Genomic DNA, 20,966 nt, shown 5'->3' with positions numbered 1-20,966 from the left:
CGGGACAATATGTTTAAAAACATGGCACAAGCTCAACGTTTATGTTCTTTTGGACTAGACACACTCAAGCAGCTTTTTAGAATGAAATAGCCCTGAGTGTTTCCTAATCATATAGGACTAGTATTTGATTTCTGAAAAGATACGTAGAGTGTGTTAGCGACAACGTAACGCATGATCATCAAGGGTTTGGTGCGTTACGAACTGCGTTCTAACACAACGCCAGTTGCTACAACGGATAGCGCCGGCGGCAAGCGAGTCAGACGCTACGCACAGTCGCTCTAAGCGCAGCTATGCCGTAGGCTTTACGCTACGCTATTGAGCGTCGGGAACCTCCCTTCGGGTGACGCTCGTTCGCCCTTGGCGTGCCGTAGGCAAGACTCGCTTGCCGCCAGCGCTAACACCAGTCGCCTACGGCGGGAAACCCGCCTACAGCGCTGGATTCACCGCAACGCACTGGCTCCCCTACAATACCTAATTTTGTTCAAAAATCAAATATGATTCCTATATCAGGTACATCAATAGTCCCCTCTCATCGCTTGCGGGGAGGGGATTGTAGTTTCCCCAGTGAAGGTAAAACTTCCAAACTAGTAATCTGGACATTTGTCTCTATTATTAGCAACTATAGAGACGTTGCAGTACAACGTGGCTAAAAATTTTTGAAATCACCCAAAATTATTTTAATAGCTGAATTTAGTAACGCCGTAATTTTTAGTTAATTACGGTTATAAAATCAAAAGCTTATAAAGCTAATTTGCATTATTATCGTTAACTAATTAAGAACATTTTGATTGTAATTGCTTATACTATTTATTTGCTAGACACTTGAGTTAGCTGCCCAGGCAAAAGAAAGCAATATATGCTAAGATTGTATCAAAATATAGCAATTATTCAAGAGCAATTTAGAATAATTTTGCGCCTTGCCGAGTAAAAAAGCTAAAATCTACGATTTTTGGAGATTTTTAGGTTATGACAACCTCACAGGAGAGGATTATCCCGATAGACTTGCGAACCGAAATGTCGCAGTCTTATCTGGAATACGCCATGAGCGTGATAGTGGGTCGGGCGTTGCCAGATGCCAGGGATGGTCTAAAACCTGTGCATCGTCGCATTCTCTACGCAATGCACGAGCTAGGTCTACTCCACGATCGCCCTTTTAAGAAATGTGCCCGTGTAGTGGGGGAAGTGTTGGGTAAATATCACCCCCACGGTGACACGGCAGTATATGATGCCTTGGTGCGGATGGCGCAGGATTTCTCCATGCGATCGCCTCTAGTTAACGGACATGGTAACTTCGGTTCGGTAGACAACGATCCGCCAGCCGCAATGCGATACACAGAATGTCGCTTACAAGCTTTAACTAGCGCTGGGCTACTCCACGACATTGAATTAGAAACTGTAGATTTTGCCGATAACTTCGACGGTTCCCAGCAAGAACCCACAGTCTTACCGGCACGGATTCCCCAATTGTTGCTCAACGGTTCCTCTGGGATTGCCGTGGGCATGGCAACTAACATTCCGCCGCACAATTTAGGCGAATTGATTGATGCTTTGGTGGCTGTAATCCACAATCCCGAAATCACCGATCTGGAATTAATGCAGTATGTCCATGGCCCAGACTTTCCGACTGGGGCGCAAATTTTGGGGACATCTGCCATTCGAGAAGCTTACACTACTGGACGTGGCTCCATTACAATGCGTGGTGTCGCTAACATTGAAACTGTTGAACAACGGGGACGACCAGATAGAGAAGCAATTATCATCACTGAATTGCCCTATCAAACCAATAAAGCGGCGCTGATTGAAAAAATCGCTGAAATGGTGAACGAAAAGCGGCTAGAGGGCATCGCAGATATCCGGGATGAAAGCGATCGCGACGGGATGCGAATTGTCATCGAACTCAAGCGTGATGCTTATCCCCGCGTCGTTCTCAACAACCTCTACAAGCAAACGCCACTACAAGCCAACTTCGGCGCGAATATGCTGGCGTTGGTAAATAGCGAACCCCAGGTACTCACCCTCAAGCAGTTTTTAAGCGTCTTCTTAGATTTCCGCATCGAATCTATTGCCAGACGCACCCGTTACGAACTGCGGAAAGCCGAAGAACGCGACCATCTCCTGCAAGGGTTATTAATTGCCCTATCTCAGTTAGATCCAATTATCGTCTTGATTCGCCATGCGCCCGATGCACCCACAGCCAAAGGCGAGTTAATCACAACTTACGGACTCTCGGAAGTGCAAGCAGATGCGATTTTGCAAATGCAATTGCGGCGGTTGACTGCCTTAGAAGCAGACAAAATTCGTTTAGAACACGACGAATTACAAGTAAAAATTACCGACTTGCAAGATATTTTGGCACGTCGTGAGAGAGTGCTAGAAATCATCGAAACCGAAGTCGCGCAACTCAAAACTAGCTTTGCCACACCCCGCCGCACAGTAATTTTACCAGGGGAAGGGGAATTAGACGATCGCGACCTCATTGCCAATGAAAAAGCAATAATTCTGGTGACAGAACAAGGCTACATCAAGCGGATGCCGGTTAACACCTTTGAAGCCCAAAGCCGTGCTACTAGAGGCAAAGCCGCAGCCAAAGTTAAAGATGATGATACCATTGAGCATTTCTTAACTTGCTGCGATCACGATAGTATTTTATTCTTTAGTGAGCGTGGTGTTGTTTATTGCCTGAGAGCGTATCAAATTCCAGCGAGTTCGCGTACCAGTCGCGGGACACCAATCGTCCAAATGCTACCCATTCCCAAAGAGGAAAAAATTACCTCGATTGTACCGGTTGACGAGTTTAGCAGCGAAGAATACTTGGTCATGCTCACTAAGGGCGGGAATATCAAGAAAACCGAATTGGCAGCCTTTAGTCACATTCGCGCCAACGGTTTGATTGCCATTTCCTTAGAAGAAGGCGACCAACTGCGGTGGGTGCGACGCGCTAGAGTAGAGGACAGTGTAATCATTGGTTCTCGTAACGGGATGGCGATTAACTTCCGGTGCAACCACGAACAACTGCGTCCTTTAAGTAGGGCAACTCGTGGGGTGAAAGCCATGAAACTTAAAAATAAAGATGAACTGGTGGGTATGGATATTCTACCCGCAGCAATTCTGGAAACTTTGGATATAGTTACAGAAGCCGAAACAGAAGATATCGAAGCAATCGAAACTATCGAAACTATCGAAACTATCGAAGCAATCGAAACTATCGAAACTATCGAAACAGAAGACATCGAAATTACCGAAACTAGTGAAGAGTCCATAGAAGTGCCTAGTAGTGGCATTGTTGGCCCTTGGGTGTTGGTAATTACAATGGGAGGATATGGTAAGCGCGTACCCGTTGCCCAGTTCCGCCTACAAAATCGTGCTGGTCAGGGTTTAATGGCAACGAAGTTCAAAAACCGCAAAACCAAAGACAAGCTGGCAACCTTACGCATTGTCAACAATGATGATGATGAAATCATGATGGTGACAAATCGCGGTATTATCATCCGTCAAGCCGTAAATGCAATTTCTATCCAATCGCGATCGGCAACTGGAGTCAGAGTGCAGCGCTTAGATGAAGATGATGCTATTACCGGAGTAGCAATAGTTCCACCTGATGCTGCCGATGCAGAAGAAGCAGAGTAAGAAGCAGGGGGAGCAGGGGAGGCAGGGGAGGCAGGGGGAGAGATTTATCTCTTTGCTCCCTTGGTTAATCGCCTTAGCTAGCGGCGTTTTAATGGGGCTAACTGTAGCCCCAGTCAATGCATGGTTTTTGGCTTGGATTGCCCTAGTTCCCTTATGGGTACTAGTTGTCAATTCAGCTAAAGGTAAAAACCAATACCCCCCTGCCTTCCTCTGGGGTATTGGTTTTCACGGTGTCGCCCTATTCTGGATTACTGGAATTCACCCGATGACATGGTTGGGAGTTCCCTGGTTGCCGAGTTTGGCAATCACACTTTTTTGTTGGGGATTTATCAGTGTCTTGGGAGGGATATTCCTTAGTATTTGGGCGGCTGTAATGGTTCGCCTGGGGGAACAAAAACCTTGGTTGCGTGTACTTATTGGTACAGCCGTCTGGTGCGCCTTAGAAAGTCTGTGGAGTGCTGGGCCTTTGTGGTGGAGTTCCCTTGCTTACACACAAAGCCCGCATAATCTCGTAATTGTACATCTGGGTCAACTCTCTGGGCCTAATACTGTGACAGCAGCAATAGTTGCTGTGAATGGCTTGATTGCAGAAGGATGGATGAACCGCAGAGACACAGAGGGCACAGAGAGAATTTCCTCTGTGTCCTCTGCGCCTCTGCGGTTCGTTAATAAATACTGGGTAATCGCCACAGGATTATTAATTACACTACACCTTATTGGTTTTATCTTATATAGCCGTCCTATCGCCCAACCACCAGAAGCAGCGTTAAAAGTGGGGATTATTCAGGGTAATATTCCGAACCGACTTTTACGAAGTTCCGAAGGGTTTCGTCGTGCCCAAGAAAATTACACCACTGGATATCTAACTTTAGCAGACCAAGGTGTAGATGCAGTCCTCACCCCAGAAGGAGCCTTGCCTATTTTTCAGCGCAACTTGATGCAAACTGCCTTAGTCGCAGCAGTGAAGGAAAAAGGTGTGGTTGCTTGGATTGGCGCTTTTGGTGAACGGGGAGACAGTTATACAATTAGCTTGTTTACTTTCAATAGTAAGGGTGAAATTGTCAGCCGTTACGATAAATCTAAATTAGTACCTTTGGGAGAATATATTCCCTTTGAAGGAATTTTAGGCGGACTAGTTCAACGGTTGTCGCCTTTGGAGGCACACCAAGTTCCTGGTTCAGCAAATCAGATATTTGACACTCCTTTTGGTCGTGCGATCGCTAGTATATGTTACGAATCTGCTTTTCCTGAACAATTTCGTCGCCAAGCTGCGGCGGGTGGGCAATTTATTCTCAGTTCTTCTAACGATGCCCATTACACTGCATCGATGCCATTCCAGCACCATGCACAGGATATCATGCGGGCAATTGAAACCGATCGATGGTCAGCACGGGCAACTAATACCGGATATTCAGCCTTTGTAGATCCTCATGGTAGAACTTTGTGGATGTCTGGATATAATACTTACGAAACTCATGCTGAAACAATTTATCGGCGACAGACACAAACTTTATATGTGCGTTGGGGTGATTGGTTAACACCCTTGTTGTTGATTTCTTCTGGAGGAGCTTGGCTGATAATTCGTGGTATAAAAAAACTCTAGTATTTTTGGAAATTTTTAGTGTTGTGCTGGAGGAGAAAAACGAACCGCAAAGGACGCGAAGGGAAGAAGATTGTAAAGGGTTTTTGCGCCAATCCCATATATTTTTAAGAATTTGGGATGTTCCCTATGGTAGCAGCTTATTATTCAAAGTTTAACTCAGAATATTTAGCAGTTATTGTTTGCATTCAATACAGTTTATATACATCTTGTAGGGTGTAAAAAAGTCTGCGCTAAGGGCTTCCATAAATCAAACTCCGAGGGCATATCTCCCTACTAGAGAAGGCTTTTTGTCCCAAATTATAAGAAAAAACGTAGTGTATTTTATGCAGAAATACTATATTCTTTTATGTGAAAAAATTACATTTTTATAGATATTGACTATTTATATACACAGGGATAAAAAAATTACAATGATCCATAAGGGTGAAATTTAAATACAATATTTCATACCAAATTAAGTTTAAAAAAACTCTACGAGCGATAATTTGTCTACTTTCAGATGTTTTAATAAAGTTATTAACGAAAGTCTAGTAGAAGCAAAAACATGAAAGGTTTCAGGAAGTTATCCTCAATAGCACTATTGCTATGTGCCTTTGTGTATCCGCCCTCATTAGCTGAAGCAAAGGATATTTCTTTAAGTAATGCTCGCAATGAACAGAGTGTTGCACCAGAGGCTAACCTAGTTGGGAATAAAACTGGAGAGCTTTTAATTGCTCAACGAGGGACAGAACGATACCGAACGATCCGACGACGGCAGGAGTTTAGACAACGGCAGGAGTTCAGACAACGACAGGAGTTTAGACGACGGCAGCCCGAACGATACCAAAATATCCGACAACGGCAGGAGTTTAGACAACGGCAGGAGTTCAGACAACGGCAGCAGCCCTACGGACGATACAACATTATTCGAGGTCGTTATTAATAACGGCTAATACAGCTAACTAATGGTTAGTGGTTAACCACCACTAACCATTAACAATTGTTATCTTCTAATGACTTGCTACTACTTCTCCTTCAAGGCGAACTAGTCGGTCTGCCAAAAGTTTTTCCAGGTCTTCTAATGCTTTGGTGAAACCTTTGATGCCCTCGTCTAGTTTATCAGTTGCCATACGGTCATCTGCGTGCATTTTGTCATAGCTAGCTTTGTCAATGGATATCTTTTCGATTGACAATTTTGCTGCCTTGGCGGGGTCAAGTTTGCGGGGTAGTTCTGCAACAGTTGACTGCAATTCAGCCAAAAGTGATGGAGAAATAGTCAGTAAATCACTACCTGCAAGTTCAGTAATTTCACCAAGGTTACGGAAGCTAGCTCCCATAACTTCGGTTTTATGGCCGAATTTCTTGTAGTAATTGTAGATTTTGGTGACTGACAAAACTCCTGGATCTTCGGTTGCTGGGTAGCTATCGCGTCCGGTATCTTTTTTGTACCAGTCGAGAATCCGACCGACGAAGGGAGAAATTAGGGTAACGCCGGCTTCTGCACAAGCGATCGCTTGGTGAAGACCAAACAACAAGGTAAGGTTACAGTGAATACCTTCTTTTTCGAGAATTTCCGCAGCGCGAATGCCTTCCCAAGTGGTGGCAATTTTAATTAAAACGCGATCGCGGCCAATTCCAGCAGCTTTATACTGAGCAATTAAATCCCGTGCTTTAGTCAGAGTAGCTTCGGTATCGTAAGACAAGCGAGCATCTACTTCTGTAGACACACGACCGGGAATAATTTGTAAAATCTTTAATCCAAAAGCAACTGCCAAACGGTCAAAAGCTAGAGAAACTATCTGTGCTTGGGTGGCTCCGGCTCCAGCATCTTTCTTCGCTTGGAGTAAAGTTTGATCGACAATTCCCTGATATTCTGGCATTTGTGCCGCAGCAGTAATCAGAGAAGGATTAGTGGTGGCATCTCGGGGTTTGAACTTTTCAATTGCCTGGATATCCCCCGTATCCGCAACCACAACAGTGAATTCTCGCAATTGTTCTAGTAAATTCTTAGACATAAAAGACTCCGTGATGAATGTTACAGGATTGACTTATTCCCTAGCGAGTGCTGAGTGCTGGGTTAGAGTTAGGAGTTAGGAGTTAAGAATTAGGAGTTAAGAGTTATTATTCTGCTCCTTGTCTCCCCATCCCAGTCCCTAGTCCCCAGTCCCTAGTCCCCAATCACCAGTCCCCAGTCTCCAGTCCCTTCAATTCTGATTCTGGCAATTTTTCTTAATGATTGCCTAATTTTGCTTTACTATCTAGAGCCACAGCCCTATTCTAGATGCCTTATGACGATATTGGCTGTCCAATGGAATGCACTTTGATTAAACTAGTTGTGCCCGATTTACCAATTGGAACGCCAGAGGTAATCACTACTTTATCGCCCTTATTCGCTAGACCCATATCCACAACTGTGTTTACCACGTTGGTAAACATCTCTTCAGCATTGTGGACTGGTGGGATTAGCAAAGCTTCCACACCCCAAGAAAGGGCTAGTTGGCGATAAGTGGTGATGTCAGGGGTTAGGGCAATAATGGGAGAAGTAGGCCGATATTTAGACACCATTCTCGCCGTACTCCCTGATGAAGTGTTACAGAGAATTGCTCGTGAGCCTGTTTCATAGGCGATGCGACACACAGATTCTGCCACAGATTCGGTAACGCTTAGACTCCCTGCTTCATGACACCAGGCATGTCTGCTACCTTCATCTAGAGCCTGTTCTGTCCGCACAGCGATGTTGTGCATCATCTGGACAGCAGCGACGGGATATTGCCCGACAGCCGTTTCACCAGAAAGCATTACTGCATCCGTACCATCTAAAATTGAGTTGGCAACATCGGTTGCTTCGGCGCGGGTGGGATCGGGGGCGCTAATCATCGACTCTAGCATTTGGGTGGCTGTAATCACCGGTTTGCCAGCCCGATTGCAACGGCGAATAATATCTTTTTGAATCAGGGGTACTTCCTGAATTGGGACTTCCACCCCTAAATCGCCACGAGCAATCATAATTGCGTCGGCAACTTTCAGAATGGAATCAAAATTCTCTACTGCCTCTGCTCTTTCGATTTTGGCAATTAAGCGGATGGAAGCGCCAGCAGCTTCAATCATTCGCTTGGCGGGTTCTAAGTCTTGTGGCGATTGGACAAAGGACACCGCTACCCAGTCTACACCTAACTGAATCCCAAAGCGTAGATCCAGCAAGTCTTTTTCGGTGATGGAACTAACAGGTAAAGGAGTTTGTGGTAAGTTAACTCCTTTATGTGTAGAAATTAACCCGCCAGTTTTCACTTGGGCGCGAATGCGATCGGCATCGCGATCGCTAACAATTAACTTAACGCGACCATCATTAATTAAAATTGGTTCACCTGGTCGCACCATTGCGAACAAAGTCGGCAGTGGTAAAGGTATTTCGTCGATACTCTCACCTTTTTCTTGCAAAACAAAGGTGACTTCAGTACCAGCTTCTAAATTTAACCCTTCCGGTGGTAAGATTCCCAAACGAATCTTGGGGCCACACAAGTCTTGCATAATTGCGATCGGCTTTTGCTGCTCAGTGCTAATTTGTCTGAGATAGTGAGCAGTTTGAGCGTGGAATTCATAAGCCCCGTGGGAAAAATTCAACCGTGCTACATTCATTCCAGCTTCTACCAAGCCTCGCAGATTTTCGGGTGCAGATGTAGCCGGCCCAACAGTACAAATGATTTTGGTTCGACGCATAGGGATTTAGGGGTTAAGGAGTAACCTGCAAATTTGGATAGTTTGTGCCGCAGCTACGCCCGTCGTAGACATCGCCCAGCCATCCAAAATCACACGTGCTTCATATCACTGGCTTGCTAAGTAAAGATACTAAATTACGTTTTATTTTCGGAGTATTTACCATTTCACCCAAATCCCAAATGGGGACTGGGGACTGGGGATTGGGGACTAGGGACTGGGAAAAAACTTAATTACTAATACCCCATGACCCATTCCCAATGCCCAATGCCCAATAATTAAACCACAACAGATGTAGGAGCGAGTTTTTCCTTTTGTGACATAGACAACATCAGGTCAATCACACGATTGGAGTAGCCCCACTCGTTGTCATACCAGGCAATTACCTTAAAGAAGTTGGAATTCAACTCAATCCCAGCACCTGCGTCGAAGATACTAGAATGGGTATCGCCTTGAAAATCTGTGGAAACTACTTCTTCATCTGTGTATCCCAAAATACCCGCTAGTGAACCTGCGGCAGCCTCCTTCATGGCAGCACAGATTTCTTTATAACTGGTGGCTTTGGCAGTTTTGAAAGTTAAATCAACTACAGAGACATCAGGAGTTGGAACTCGTAATGCCATACCAGTCAATCTACCCTTCAATTCTGGTAAAACCAGTGCTACGGCTTTAGCTGCGCCTGTGGACGAGGGAATAATATTCTGGCTTGCACCTCGACCACCCCGCCAATCTTTCTTACTGGGGCCGTCTACAGTTGGCTGAGTGGCAGTCATGGCATGAACTGTGGTCATCAATCCTTCAGTCAACCCAAAGTTGTCATTGATGACTTTAGCTATAGGAGCTAGACAGTTTGTAGTGCAGCTAGCATTGGAGACAATGATATCTTTTCTGGGGTCAAATAGGTGATGATTGACACCCATTAGCAGGGTAGGAACTCTATCTGGATCTTTAGTGGGAGCGGAAATTATGACGCGCTTTGCACCTGCTTTCAGGTGGTTTGCGGCTCCTTCGTGGTCAGTGAAGAGTCCTGTAGATTCCACTACATAATCTGCACCTAATTTTCCCCAAGGTAACTCTGCGGGATTCCTCACCGACACACAAGGAATGAAATGTCCGTCAATGAGGATGCCGTCTTCCTTGGCTTCAATATTGTGCTTTAATCTACCGTGGGTTGAGTCGTACTTTAAGAGGTAAGCAAGGTTATCTGGTGGTACTAGGTCGTTAATGCCCACAAACTCGATGTTGGGATTATCGATGCCAGCGCGAAGCACGAGTCGCCCGATTCGACCGAAGCCATTGATACCAACTTTCAATTTAGTCAAGATTAAGCCTCCCGTTGTGGTGGAAGTTGAACAAAAGGAGAAAGTTAAAAGTCAAAATAGATTGCCTTTTACTCTTTACTCTTTGATCCTGACAGTATCAGCAAGTTAAGGCATATTTACTTGGCATCTTTTAAGGATTGGGGCATTGGGGGATTAGGGATTGGGGATTGGGGATTGGGGATTGGGGATTGGGAAAACCCCATTGAAAAAGTCTCGATAGGTTGTTATACCAATTCTCTGTAAACTACTTGCACTTAATGATTAATTCCTCAACCAATTTCTTTCTTTGCGGACTTTGCGGTTCGTTTAATAAATATTATGTGCATCTTCATGGGGAATTTGTATTAGATCGCCCAGACTGTTCAAATAACTTACCCTTGCAACCCGCGATTCGTTAAAAGATAAATAGCAAAAGTTCCTAGCCAGTGACTAGCTGCATAATGTTCAATTACAACATCTGTTAGTCCATGCTGACGATGTTGAAGGGCAGCAGAGCGGAGTGTTTCTATGCGGCGATCGCTATTTGCTAATCTAGAGATGATACCCTCAAGCATCCACGCCCGACTAAGGTTAAGACCGTAGAAGTGGGCTTGCATATAATCTTGGGGATTGTCTACTGTGGCAGGTTCTAACCAATTTGCTGAATTATCAATGGGTATTTGTGGCAGAAAATCAGTCAGCCAGTCGGTAAAGTCTGTTGTTGGGAGGACTCGCCGCATTAAGTCTGCTTCAGCAAGTCCGGGAGAGAGAAAATCGTAGCCAAGGGGTTCAAATTGTAAGGAGTAGTTGCGATCGCTAAGATAGAATTGCCGTGCTTTATTCTCCACTAACTGAGTGAAATCAGCATTTTCGGTAATCCTTGCCCAATCTAGCATCAAACCAAGTGCAAAAGCTGTTTGGCTATGCATTCCTGTACGATTTGGAAGTTTCAGTTTGTCAATCCAGCGCTGTAAGTTACCCGCAATTAACTTTTCTAGCGGTTCCAATACAACCCGCCATTCTTTCCCTTGAGGATGATTCCACTCGTGAAGTTCCGCAGCTAGTTGCAGAAACCACGCTACACCATAAGGAAATTCATAAAAGGGTAGCCGTTGGAAATGGGCAATTTCTCCTTGAATCTTCTCAGGTGTTAAACTCTGGCCAAGTGCTTGCTTTGATACTGCATTGAATAAAGCTTTGGGGAAATGACGCAACAGACGTACCAGCAACCAGTGACCATGTACGGCTGAATGCCAATCTAAGCAGCCATAAAAAGCAGGAGTCAATTTACGCGGTGGTTTGATATCCTCATCGCTATCAGCCCAATACAGATTACTGTTGGGATACTCCCGCCCGATACAATCCAGCACTAATTGAGCAAACTGTGCTGCGATCGCTTCATTAATCTCCAAATTATCCGATGGCATGGTCACTTAATACAATTTTACGTAAAAGCGTAGCGTTTTAATGCAAAGGGACGCATTAACATTGTATCGAGATGCATTGGCATTGCAGAGGGACGTATTAACATTGTATCGAGATGCATTGGCATTGCAGAGGGACGCATTAACATTGTATTGAGATGCATTACCATTGCAAAGGGACGCATTCACATTGCATCGAGATGCATTGGCATTGCAGAATAGAAATATGAGTTAGAGCGATCGCTATGAAATATCCAAGATGTGCATCAGATCACATTCGTAGTTCTGTGGCGCTACGGGCGTTAAGCTTGAACCGATGTCTAGGACGGGCTACGCCTAATTCATATTTTGATTCACCAACACCAAAGGGCGTAGGTGATTTTCTTGTAATAATGTCCTTGTCTGGTAGACTCAAAAAATATCTTAACTAGTATGTTAAGCCCTGCTGGATGTCCTTCACCACAGATATTATGCCAGATAAATCTGCACCAGAAATTGAACTGATACGCGCGGCTTACGCTGCCTTCAACGCGCGAGATATTGATGCCGCCCTCGCCACAACGACTCCTGACGTGGCTTGGCCAAAAGCGTTTGAAGGCGGTTATGTCGATGGACATCAAGCAGTCCGCGCTTACTGGACGAGGCAATGGTCTGGCATCAATCCGCACGTTGAGCCGATTTCCTTTCACCGAGAGGATTCCGGGCGTATTCTAGTCGATGTGCATCAGGTCGTGCGCGACCTAGCTGGGACAGTTCTTTCCGATCAGCACGTTGGTCATCGTTATACCATTGAGCATGGCTTGATTCAAACTATGGAAATCTGTCCACCTCCATTGTCCGGCCACTGAGCCTAACAAGGCGCTGCAACAAACTGCGGGGTAGTGTCATGACGCAAAGAGGTTGCTTTTCCTAACACACCCAACAATTTGTCTTAATCCAAGGGTATTGTGATATAAGTTATTATTTTAAAATTCCTAACACTTCCATTACTTCTACTTCAGGTTTTACCCTCGCTTCTGCTTCCAAAAATTCAGCCACCTGAGCCTCAATTTCATCTCGGACAATTTGGCGATACTCTAAGAAATGCTCAATTTGGGCACAAACGGCTAAATAGCTACTCACTCCACCCGGATTATGCCGATACATACTCAATAAGTAACGCCAGAATTGCCACCGCGTCTGACGACGTGCACCTTGTCGCCAACAAATTACTAACAATGCTCGGAGGACTTTCCAGTTCAATGGTTTCTTGGCAGCTTTGCCCTTTTTTGGATAGGTTGCTTCACCCAAAAGCCGGAAGTGTTTGTATGTACGCTCCAAAAACCGCTCTGGCTCATACAAATCACAGAACGCCTGCACATATTCACGAGCGATGTCTTCTAAAGGTCGAGTTGGGACAAAATTCATCAACGTGGTTTGGTTGATGTTGGCCGATTTATTGCGGAGTCGTCCTTCCTTTTCTAATCGATGCCAGAGGGCTGTATCTGGAAGTGCTTGCAACATACTAAATAAAGCCGTGGGAATTGCTGTTTGCTCAACAAACTTGACAATCCGTGCGCCGGCTCCTACTTTCTCGCCATCAAACCCAATAATAAACCCTGCCATGACTCGTAACCCTGAGCGGGTAATCTTATTCACCGCATCACTGAGTGAGTCTCTGGTATTCTGGTATTTCTGAGTGAAAGTGAGACTTTCTTCGTCGGGGGTTTCAATTCCCAGAAAAACGGCTCCAAAATTACACACTACCATCAAGTCCATCAGTTCTTGATCTTGGGCTAAATCAACTGAGGCTTCTGTAGCAAAAGAAAAAGGATAGTTATGTTCTACCATCCACGGCAGAAGAGACTTCAGAAATAATTTGACATTCCGCTTATTACCGATAAAGTTGTCATCCACCATAAAAATACTGCGCCGCCAACCCAGTTTGTAGAGATAATCTAGTTCTGCTAATAGTTGTTCTGGGTTTTTGGTGCGGGGTTTGCGTCCGTACAGCACAATAATGTCGCAGAATTCACACTGAAAGGGACATCCACGAGAAAATTGCACCGACATTTCCGCATAAGCTTCAAACTCTAGCAAGTCAAAGCGAGGGGTAGGAGTGTTGGTAACATCTGGTTTTTCACCGCCAGAGCGAAAGATACCTGTGCGATCGCCGCGTGCGATCGCTGCTACAAATAAAGGTAGGGTAATTTCCCCTTCATCTAATATCAAGTAATCTGCCCCGGCGGATGTCATTTCATCTGGTAACGCTGTCGGAAATGGCCCACCCACAGCAACCCGTTTACCTCTGCGTTTTGCTTCTAATATCTGACAAAGCAAATCTTCTTTTTGCACAATCATCGCCGACATAATCACCAAATCTGCCCAAGCCCACTCTGCCTCTGTACAGTCGCGAACATTTCGATCTACTAATTTATACTCCCATTCTTGAGGTAATATCGCGGCTACAGTCACCAAGCCTAAAGGCGGTAGCATTGCTTTACGGTCTAATAAAGCGAGTGTTTTTTCAAAAGACCAAAAACTTTTTGGAAAACGGGGATATAGAAGTAGAACATTCATATTTGATGCTTATAAACCTTAATTATCGTTGCTGGCTAAGTTCATGTAAAGGTGAACCAGCCTGACAGCATATTAGAGAAGCTTCTGTATCCAGTAGCTATAACCTCTACTATGACTTATTTAGACAAAGCAATACTTCTTGAGGAGAATTATTACTGCTTTTAGATTGGGGAGGACTCTGAAACTCCGGGCTTGTCTTCAGACATCGCAATTCCCGCAAATCCTCAAACATGCATGGCTGAATGATTTAGTCGGAAATATCAGGATTTTTGCGACAGTTCTAAAATTTGTTCTTTTTATGATTTGGCAAATTGGCAACTCTAAAAAAATCAACCGTGTTATCTTCAGTCCTAATACAAGGTGTATTTGCACTTTCAAGCTATTTAGACGGGCTGCAACCCGTCTTTATTTATTGCCAGATTCTTTATAAACATCGATTTTACAAAAAGAACTAGGGAATTTTAGAATAGTGGGATAGGTTCAGGGAATCATCCCAGTTTGGCAAAAATATACGGGAGTGATTCAAAAACCCTTTTCAATCCTCTTCCCTTTGTGTCCTACCCTGCGGGAAGCCGCTCCGCGTCTATGTGTCCTTTGCGGTTCGTTTTTTATCCTTCGGGGTAAGTCACAATCCCGTATATAAATTAAACTTAGCTATAGCGTTTCCTAATCATACAAGGTACATCATAGCCCTCTCATCGCTTGCGGGGAGGGGGTTGAGGGTGGGGTTCCTGTAACTCACTCAACTGAGAACCGCTATATCAGCCTCAGAATTGACTCTGAGACTGATAGGAACTGGTCTAAGTTCTGAACTAAGAGGTCTATTCTTTTAATTGATTACTCCTGAAAGCGGGTGCAGTATTGTTAAATGCAAGCTATGCCTAGTTTCAGCTTTCAGATACCGTTCTTGCAAAGGCTGCCACTGCTGCCACGACTGGTAACGATTTTCAGTTAGCAATGTAGCAAGAGTAGGCAACTCGGTCTGAATTTCTGATTTGAATACATTTGCAAGCCAGTCAGTTAAGACTGCACTATCTTGCATAGTACCCAAAATTTCTTGGATACTTTTCACTTCTGTAAGATAAGCTGCGTAAGACTCGCCATATAAGTCAGTAAATAACTCCATCTGGTAGCGGATACGTTTAGCTTCTTTTCGCAAACTATGAAGAATTTCGCCTTCTGTTGTCAATTGTTTTTCGATATTTTCTGGTTCCCAGTTTTTCTGTATCTTCAGTTCTGAATCGACAAATTGAGTGCCAACTAACCAACCTGGATGTAGTAAAAAATTACTCACTTCTGGTAAAAGTAAATCTGGTAGTACTTGCTGAATAGTAATAGATGCCAAAGGTAGATACCTTGGTTTATCCAACCACTTATCTAATGCCTCCTTTAAAGACTTGTAAGATTCATCCTTTAACATTTTCTGCACACTCGATAGGACATCTTCACGTTGTTTAGCTAAAGCCGTGAAAGCTATTTGTAGAGATTCTTGTTCTTTGCGGGGTAAATTTGGTTTGTAATTGTTTTCCAAACTTTCTTTGAGTACATCTAAATCTCGGAGATTACCAAGACGACGGGCTATTTTACCAATATTTTTATCGCTGACTGGTTTCGACAAATCTAACGCTAGCTCAAACCTAGTTACAGCTGTTCGTAAGCGACGCATCCCCACTCGCATTTGATGCAGTGCTTCTGGATCTTCATCTTTCTTTACTGATTTTTCCCACTTCCAGGTTTTCTTAACGTGTTTTTGAATCGCTTGGTAAGCGTAATCCCCTAGAGTTTTTACCGTGGGTTGTGTAGCTAATTTCATAATTTATCTTAATGACATACCTCGTGAGGTTATTGCATAGTAACATTAGTTCAAAGTTTGTCTCTCATCTAATTGTTATATTTTTTCGTCCATGAAACTTGAAAGTTTTTATCAAACAGAATTCAGGAGTCAGGAGTCAGAATTCAGCAATGTTTTCTGTACGAGTGGCTGTAATCAAGTTTTATTGACTTTTGTAGATAATTTTAAAGAACATAGAGAAGACTTATCAGCAGTGCTGCTAACACATCAGAATATTTATGGTTAGGGTCAGATGAAACCTCAACTATTGAACGTCTATCTTTAGTTGATACTGATTTAGGCTTGCTTATCAAAGCATTAATTCCAGGAAAAGATAACGGTTTTGATATTGAATGAATAGGTGTTTATCAAAACCGGATTTTGGTGGGTGATGGTGGTGTAGTAGCAGATGTGTTTAAGCTGGAATAGGATCAATTTTGGATTTTTAAAGGTTAGTAGAGATTGCTTGTACGGGACAAGTGGGGATACACTGTTCGCAAACGATACAACGCGAGCGCGTGAATGTCAGTTTATAGGTCTCAGGGTGGAGAGTCAGGGCTTCAGTAGGACAAACCCCAGTACACAAGCCGCAATGGACACACACATCCTCATCGATCGCAATTTCGCCTAAAGTATAAGAAACGTTAACATGCCGCGATCGCATCCATTCGATAGCGGCATCTAATTGATCGATATCTCCAGCTAGTTCCACTACCAGTTTGCCAATTTGATTTGGGGCAACTTGGGCGCGGATAATATTGGCAGCAACGTTGAACTCCTTGGCCAGTACATAAGTGACTGGCATTTGCACAGCGCGTTTCGGGAAGGTGAGTGTTACTCTTTTTTTCACAGGTTTAGCAGAGGGTTTTTTCTGTTGTAGCGGATTGAAAGTTTTATAACTCGATAATAGTTAGAGAATGTAGCCAGTTTGCCAGTAGCTAGCAAGGAGAAGGGGTCATTTCCCCCAGCTAATAGCCCCCTTCCCTCTGCCTCTTCGTTGAAACTAATGATAATTGTAGTGTCAAATCGAGTGCGTTAAACTACCGCTAACGCACTTATTTCACCGAAAAGCTACTTAGGTAAAACCTGCCGCAGTGCTGCTAAAAGTTGGTCAACACTTTCCTTACGACTATTAAAGCCCATTAATCCCACGCGCCAGACTTTACCAGCGAGTTCGCCAAGACCACCACCAATCTCAATATTATATTCACTGAGTAACTGTTGTGCGATCGCTTTCCCATCTACTCCTGCTGGAATGCAAACAGTGGTAAGGGTTGGTAGTCTATATTCTTGTTTAACGTGCATACTCAATCCTAAATTCTCCAACCCTTCCCAGAGATACTCTACGTTTTTTTGATGCCTTTGCCAAGAATTTGCTAACCCCTCTTCTGAGAGCAAACGTAATGCTTCCCGCAATGCGTAATATAAATTAATCGGTGCTGTGTGGTGATAGGTGCGTTCAGCGCCCCAATACTTACCCAGTAACAACATATCCAAATACCAGTTTGCAACCTTTGTTGGGCGCTGTTGCAATTTCTCAACTGCACGCGCACTCATGGTAAAAGGCGAAGCACCAGGCGGACAACCCAACCCTTTTTGGCTACAACTATAGGCTAAGTCAACTCCCCAAGCATCCAAAAATATGGGGACACCACCCAAACTTGTCACAGTATCCACCAGCAGCAAAGTGCCAAATTCACGACACAAATCAGCAACTCCTTCTAACGGTTGCCGTGCGCCGGTGGAAGTTTCGGCATGAACTAGAGCTAAAATAGCCGGACGATGAGTTTCTAAGGCAGTCTTGAGTTCATCTAGATTGAAGACTTGTCCCCAAGGTTTGGTAATGCTTCGGACATCAGCACCATAACGTCCAGCCATATCTACGAGGCGATTACCAAAATAACCAGCTACACCAATCAAAACTACATTACCAGGTTCAACAGCATTAGCGATCGTTGCTTCCATTGCGGCTGTTCCCGTACCACTGACTGCAATGGTGAGTGGGTTTTCTGTTTGCCATACGTAGCGTAGCAATGACTGAATTTCATCCATGAGGGCGAGAAAAGTAGGATCAAGATGCCCAACTGGTGAGGTATTCATCGCTTGGAGAACTGTGGGATGGGCATTCGATGGCCCAGGCCCCAATAGTAGGCGGGATGGGATTTCTAGCGGTGTGAGTTGCAACCGTCCAGAGTCGTTGATTGAAATTGTTTGCGTCATAATCTGTGTTTGCTTAGACCATACTTACCGGATCATAGAGCGATCGCATCACCGATGTTTTAGTGAATCTGTCATTTGCCAGAAGATGCGATCGCTGCAAAGCATTACAGTAATTCAAGTAAATATGTGAGAGTATACTTATTCACTTAGCCGGAGATGTAATTATGGTTTTTGCTGGCAAACGACCAAATAATTTAGGTATTAGCAACGGTAAATTAGCATCCTGCCCTAATTCCCCTAACTGCGTTTCTAGTCAGAGTGCAGATGCAGCCCACAAAATTGCACCGTTGACTTTTACATCTACCCCAGAAGAAGCAATTAATAATCTTGAACAAATTATTCGGTCTTTACCAAGAACTAAAATTATTACCGAAAATAAAGATTATTTATATGCAGAATTTAAAAGTGCTTTACTAGGATTTGTGGATGACGTAGAATTCTATCTAGACCGGAATGCTAAGGCGATCCAAGTGCGTTCAGCTTCACGCTTAGGTCAAAGCGATCTAGGTGTGAATCGTCAACGAATAGAGACGATTAGAGCCAAGTTGAAATAATTCGTAATTCGTAATTCGTAATTAGTTGAGTATTTAGCATAGGCAATCTGAATAATGATTAACTCAAATACTACCAATTTTACAATTACACTAGTGTAGCGGTAGTGAGTTTCGTACTCTTACAGAGAAGCTAGCTAGTATGAGCATTTTATAGAGAGCGTGATTACGAATTATGAATTAAATCTGACTGGATAATATCTGCGATCGCAATATTTGTGAAAATTAACTTATTTAAAAACTTTGACCCCCGCCCCAGACTGATAATTGCTGTTGGACTCGCTGGATTAGTTTCAATAATTCTTCCGTCTTGGCTGCATTTACCGACTCGCATTCTCTGCGCTTGGAACTTTGGTGTTGACTTTTTCTTAGCCGTAACCTGGTGGAAGATGATCAAAGCTACCCCAGAAAAAATTCGCCGTTATGCTGAGAATGAATATGAAGGACATTTAGCTATATTCCTGCTGGTGATAGCTGCGGCTTGTGCTAGTGTTTTAGCGATCGGGTTTTTGCTAACTGATAAAAAAGGGTTGTCAATAATTCTGCTTACCCTACATGTCGTACTTGCAATTATGACTATTGTCGGTTCCTGGCTACTAGTGCATACGATGTTTGCAGTGCAGTATGCACACAGCTATTACAAATATATTAATCATAGTAATAGTGAAGAAATCACCAAAGGTTTAGATTTTCCTAATAACGACTATCCAGACTATTGGGAGTTTTTATATTATTCATTTGTAATTGGCATGACTAGTCAAGTTTCAGATGTGGAGACGACATCACCTGCTATGAGGCGCTTGACTTTGTTACATAGCATATTATCTTTCTTTTTCAATACCACAATTTTAGCTATGAGTATTAATATCATTGCATCGCTAATTTAAAATTTGCTTTATTGAGCCAAAAAGATGATTATTTACTTCTTTAATTCCAAAAAAAGGAAATTATATAGACCCGCACGTTGACAATTCTCGCGCTATTCGCTGCTATGAGAAATGTGTTTTTGTGAAGATAAAGCTATTGCCCGCGAATGAACTGTATGAACAAAAATACTCAGATTGTTGGCTCATGGCAATAGACCAAAAGAATCCATTTCACGCTTAATTGACAATATTTCCTCAGTCAATGTCCGATGGGATATCGATAGTCGTATAGAAAGCTAGACTATGCTATAAGTTAGGATCATAATCTGCCACTAAGACTAATTATTGTTTTGATTATAACGCCATAGACCTAACGATAAATTGTTCTTAGGTATTTTTTGATTGCGGTTATCAAGCTCAAAGTAGAACTTACCGAGATAGTTATCTAATATTCTCACATGAACATTATTCAGGTGGTAATACAAAGGATAAATTCCTACTAGCTCAAATCCTTTCTTGGGAAGAATCTGATTGTAGGTATCAAGACATCTCGCTTTGACATGACTACCTATCTGCTTATCAGAAGAAGAGCCAAACCAATCTGTCAAAAGCAACAGCCCGCCATCTTTAATGCTTTTAGCAATGTTGTCGAAAGCCTGGTTAAAAAGCTTAGAATCAACAATATGGTACACCACATCCCAGATGTTGATTATGTCAAATTTTTTGTAAAAAAGACTAAAATCAGGATCGGTTATATCCTGTGTGTAGAATTCACCTTCATACTTTTGTTTAAGATTTTTGATGATCACATCAGTAATATCGATACCAGTGATATTTGCTCCTTTTTCGACATACCAATTTACGAAAAAACCTGTACCACAGCCAATATCAAGTACATTCTTCCCTTGTAAGGTTGTTCCACTTAGACAAGATTCTATACACAGAGCTTTTCTGCGGTAAAGCCAACTGTTATAAGACTCACTAAATCCTATATGGCCTACACCTTTGAGTGTAAAATTATTATTTAGTCGTTGCTCCCAATATTGCCTTGGATTGTAAGTAGTTTTCATGCAAATCCTCTCCTAAGACTTTGAAAATGCAATTTAAATGAATACTACATGAAAACTTAGCCTTAACTTTAATATTTTTCTCCGCTACATAAAAATTAAATTTTAGATTCAATATATATACATGCTAAATACAGCACTTTGCGTGACTAACTAGTACAGTAGCAGCAGTGAGAAAAATAGTTTTGGAGTTGCTTGCTTGAGCATAAGAGGACTCCTAGTGA

At 43.2% G+C, this 20,966-nt stretch carries 17 protein-coding genes and 2 pseudogenes; 9 read left to right on the top strand and 10 right to left on the bottom strand.

Translation table 11 applies throughout. The features are described from left to right. Positions 1-340 precede the first annotated feature (340 nt). The 4 genes from V7K55_RS00135 (at position 341) to V7K55_RS00120 (ending at position 6,152) form a co-directional block, all read left to right on the top strand. On the top strand, positions 341-475 hold the full coding sequence (locus V7K55_RS00135) for a hypothetical protein (RefSeq protein WP_334826950.1): 135 nt from the start codon (positions 341-343) through the stop codon (positions 473-475). A 491-nt stretch (positions 476-966) separates the two neighbouring features. Further along, positions 967-3,627, top strand: a complete 2,661-nt coding sequence (gene gyrA / locus V7K55_RS00130) for a DNA topoisomerase (ATP-hydrolyzing) subunit A (RefSeq protein ID WP_334826948.1) — start codon at positions 967-969, stop codon at positions 3,625-3,627. Beyond that, on the top strand, positions 3,608-5,230 hold the full coding sequence (gene lnt / locus V7K55_RS00125; protein ID WP_334826946.1) for an apolipoprotein N-acyltransferase: 1,623 nt from the start codon (positions 3,608-3,610) through the stop codon (positions 5,228-5,230). The genes gyrA and lnt overlap by 20 nt, the downstream gene beginning before the upstream one ends. A gap of 544 nt (positions 5,231-5,774) precedes the next feature. Further along, positions 5,775-6,152, top strand: coding sequence for a hypothetical protein (locus V7K55_RS00120; protein ID WP_334826944.1), 378 nt, complete (start codon positions 5,775-5,777; stop codon positions 6,150-6,152). 67 nt (positions 6,153-6,219) lie between these two features. On the opposite strand, the gene V7K55_RS00115 is transcribed toward V7K55_RS00120, so the two are convergent. The 5 genes from V7K55_RS00115 to V7K55_RS00095 form a co-directional block, all read right to left on the bottom strand. After that, positions 6,220-7,224 carry a transaldolase gene (locus V7K55_RS00115; RefSeq protein WP_334826942.1) on the bottom strand — a complete coding sequence of 335 codons (1,005 nt, stop codon included), beginning with the start codon at positions 7,222-7,224 and terminating at the stop codon, positions 6,220-6,222. Between the two features lie 271 nt (positions 7,225-7,495). Then, positions 7,496-8,926 carry a pyruvate kinase gene (gene pyk, locus V7K55_RS00110; protein ID WP_334826940.1) on the bottom strand — a complete coding sequence of 477 codons (1,431 nt, stop codon included), beginning with the start codon at positions 8,924-8,926 and terminating at the stop codon, positions 7,496-7,498. Positions 8,927-9,201: 275 nt separating this feature from the next. Then, positions 9,202-10,245: a type I glyceraldehyde-3-phosphate dehydrogenase gene (gap, locus tag V7K55_RS00105; RefSeq protein WP_334826938.1), complete on the bottom strand. Its 1,044-nt coding sequence runs from the start codon at positions 10,243-10,245 to the stop codon at positions 9,202-9,204. A 371-nt stretch (positions 10,246-10,616) separates the two neighbouring features. Then, on the bottom strand, positions 10,617-11,651 hold the full coding sequence (locus V7K55_RS00100) for a DUF2891 domain-containing protein (protein ID WP_334826936.1): 1,035 nt from the start codon (positions 11,649-11,651) through the stop codon (positions 10,617-10,619). 268 nt (positions 11,652-11,919) lie between these two features. Next, the gene (locus V7K55_RS00095; protein WP_334826934.1) at positions 11,920-12,063 is read right to left on the bottom strand and encodes a hypothetical protein; all 144 of its coding nucleotides are present in this window, start codon (positions 12,061-12,063) and stop codon (positions 11,920-11,922) included. Positions 12,064-12,118: 55 nt separating this feature from the next. Between V7K55_RS00095 and V7K55_RS00090 the strand changes: the two genes are divergently transcribed. Next, on the top strand, positions 12,119-12,496 hold the full coding sequence (locus tag V7K55_RS00090) for a nuclear transport factor 2 family protein (protein WP_334826932.1): 378 nt from the start codon (positions 12,119-12,121) through the stop codon (positions 12,494-12,496). Positions 12,497-12,608: 112 nt separating this feature from the next. Here the strand turns inward: V7K55_RS00090 and V7K55_RS00085 are convergent, their stop codons facing one another. Further along, complete coding sequence (locus tag V7K55_RS00085; RefSeq protein ID WP_334826930.1) at positions 12,609-14,207, bottom strand: B12-binding domain-containing radical SAM protein; 1,599 nt, start codon at positions 14,205-14,207, stop codon at positions 12,609-12,611. Positions 14,208-15,036: 829 nt separating this feature from the next. Further along, positions 15,037-16,020 carry a CHAD domain-containing protein gene (locus V7K55_RS00080; protein ID WP_334826928.1) on the bottom strand — a complete coding sequence of 328 codons (984 nt, stop codon included), beginning with the start codon at positions 16,018-16,020 and terminating at the stop codon, positions 15,037-15,039. A gap of 91 nt (positions 16,021-16,111) precedes the next feature. Between V7K55_RS00080 and V7K55_RS27420 the strand changes: the two are divergent. Further along, positions 16,112-16,332 (top strand): annotated as a pseudogene (locus V7K55_RS27420) (DUF3616 domain-containing protein); the annotation flags it as partial. A gap of 151 nt (positions 16,333-16,483) precedes the next feature. On the opposite strand, the gene V7K55_RS00075 reads toward V7K55_RS27420, so the two are convergent. Continuing rightward, on the bottom strand, positions 16,484-16,888 hold the full coding sequence (locus tag V7K55_RS00075) for an NIL domain-containing protein (RefSeq protein ID WP_012411079.1): 405 nt from the start codon (positions 16,886-16,888) through the stop codon (positions 16,484-16,486). A 221-nt stretch (positions 16,889-17,109) separates the two neighbouring features. Further along, positions 17,110-18,258, bottom strand: a complete 1,149-nt coding sequence (locus V7K55_RS00070; protein WP_334826926.1) for an alanine--glyoxylate aminotransferase family protein — start codon at positions 18,256-18,258, stop codon at positions 17,110-17,112. A gap of 164 nt (positions 18,259-18,422) precedes the next feature. On the opposite strand from V7K55_RS00070, the gene V7K55_RS00065 reads away from it, so the two are divergent. The 3 genes and pseudogenes from V7K55_RS00065 to V7K55_RS00055 form a co-directional block, all read left to right on the top strand. Continuing rightward, complete coding sequence (locus V7K55_RS00065) at positions 18,423-18,812, top strand: DUF1499 domain-containing protein (protein ID WP_334826924.1); 390 nt, start codon at positions 18,423-18,425, stop codon at positions 18,810-18,812. Positions 18,813-19,027: 215 nt separating this feature from the next. Further along, positions 19,028-19,696 carry a DUF1345 domain-containing protein gene (locus V7K55_RS00060; protein ID WP_334826922.1) on the top strand — a complete coding sequence of 223 codons (669 nt, stop codon included), beginning with the start codon at positions 19,028-19,030 and terminating at the stop codon, positions 19,694-19,696. Between the two features lie 64 nt (positions 19,697-19,760). Beyond that, a pseudogene (locus V7K55_RS00055) lies at positions 19,761-19,916 on the top strand (GNAT family N-acetyltransferase); the annotation flags it as partial. A gap of 97 nt (positions 19,917-20,013) precedes the next feature. Here the strand turns inward: V7K55_RS00055 and V7K55_RS00050 are convergent. Beyond that, positions 20,014-20,745, bottom strand: a complete 732-nt coding sequence (locus tag V7K55_RS00050; RefSeq protein WP_334826920.1) for a class I SAM-dependent methyltransferase — start codon at positions 20,743-20,745, stop codon at positions 20,014-20,016. Positions 20,746-20,966 lie beyond the last annotated feature (221 nt).

Origin of the sequence: Nostoc sp. (assembly GCF_036919895.1) — a bacterium.
In the GTDB taxonomy this organism is placed as follows: domain Bacteria; phylum Cyanobacteriota; class Cyanobacteriia; order Cyanobacteriales; family Nostocaceae; genus Nostoc.
This window is presented reverse-complemented; position numbering and strand designations above follow the sequence as displayed.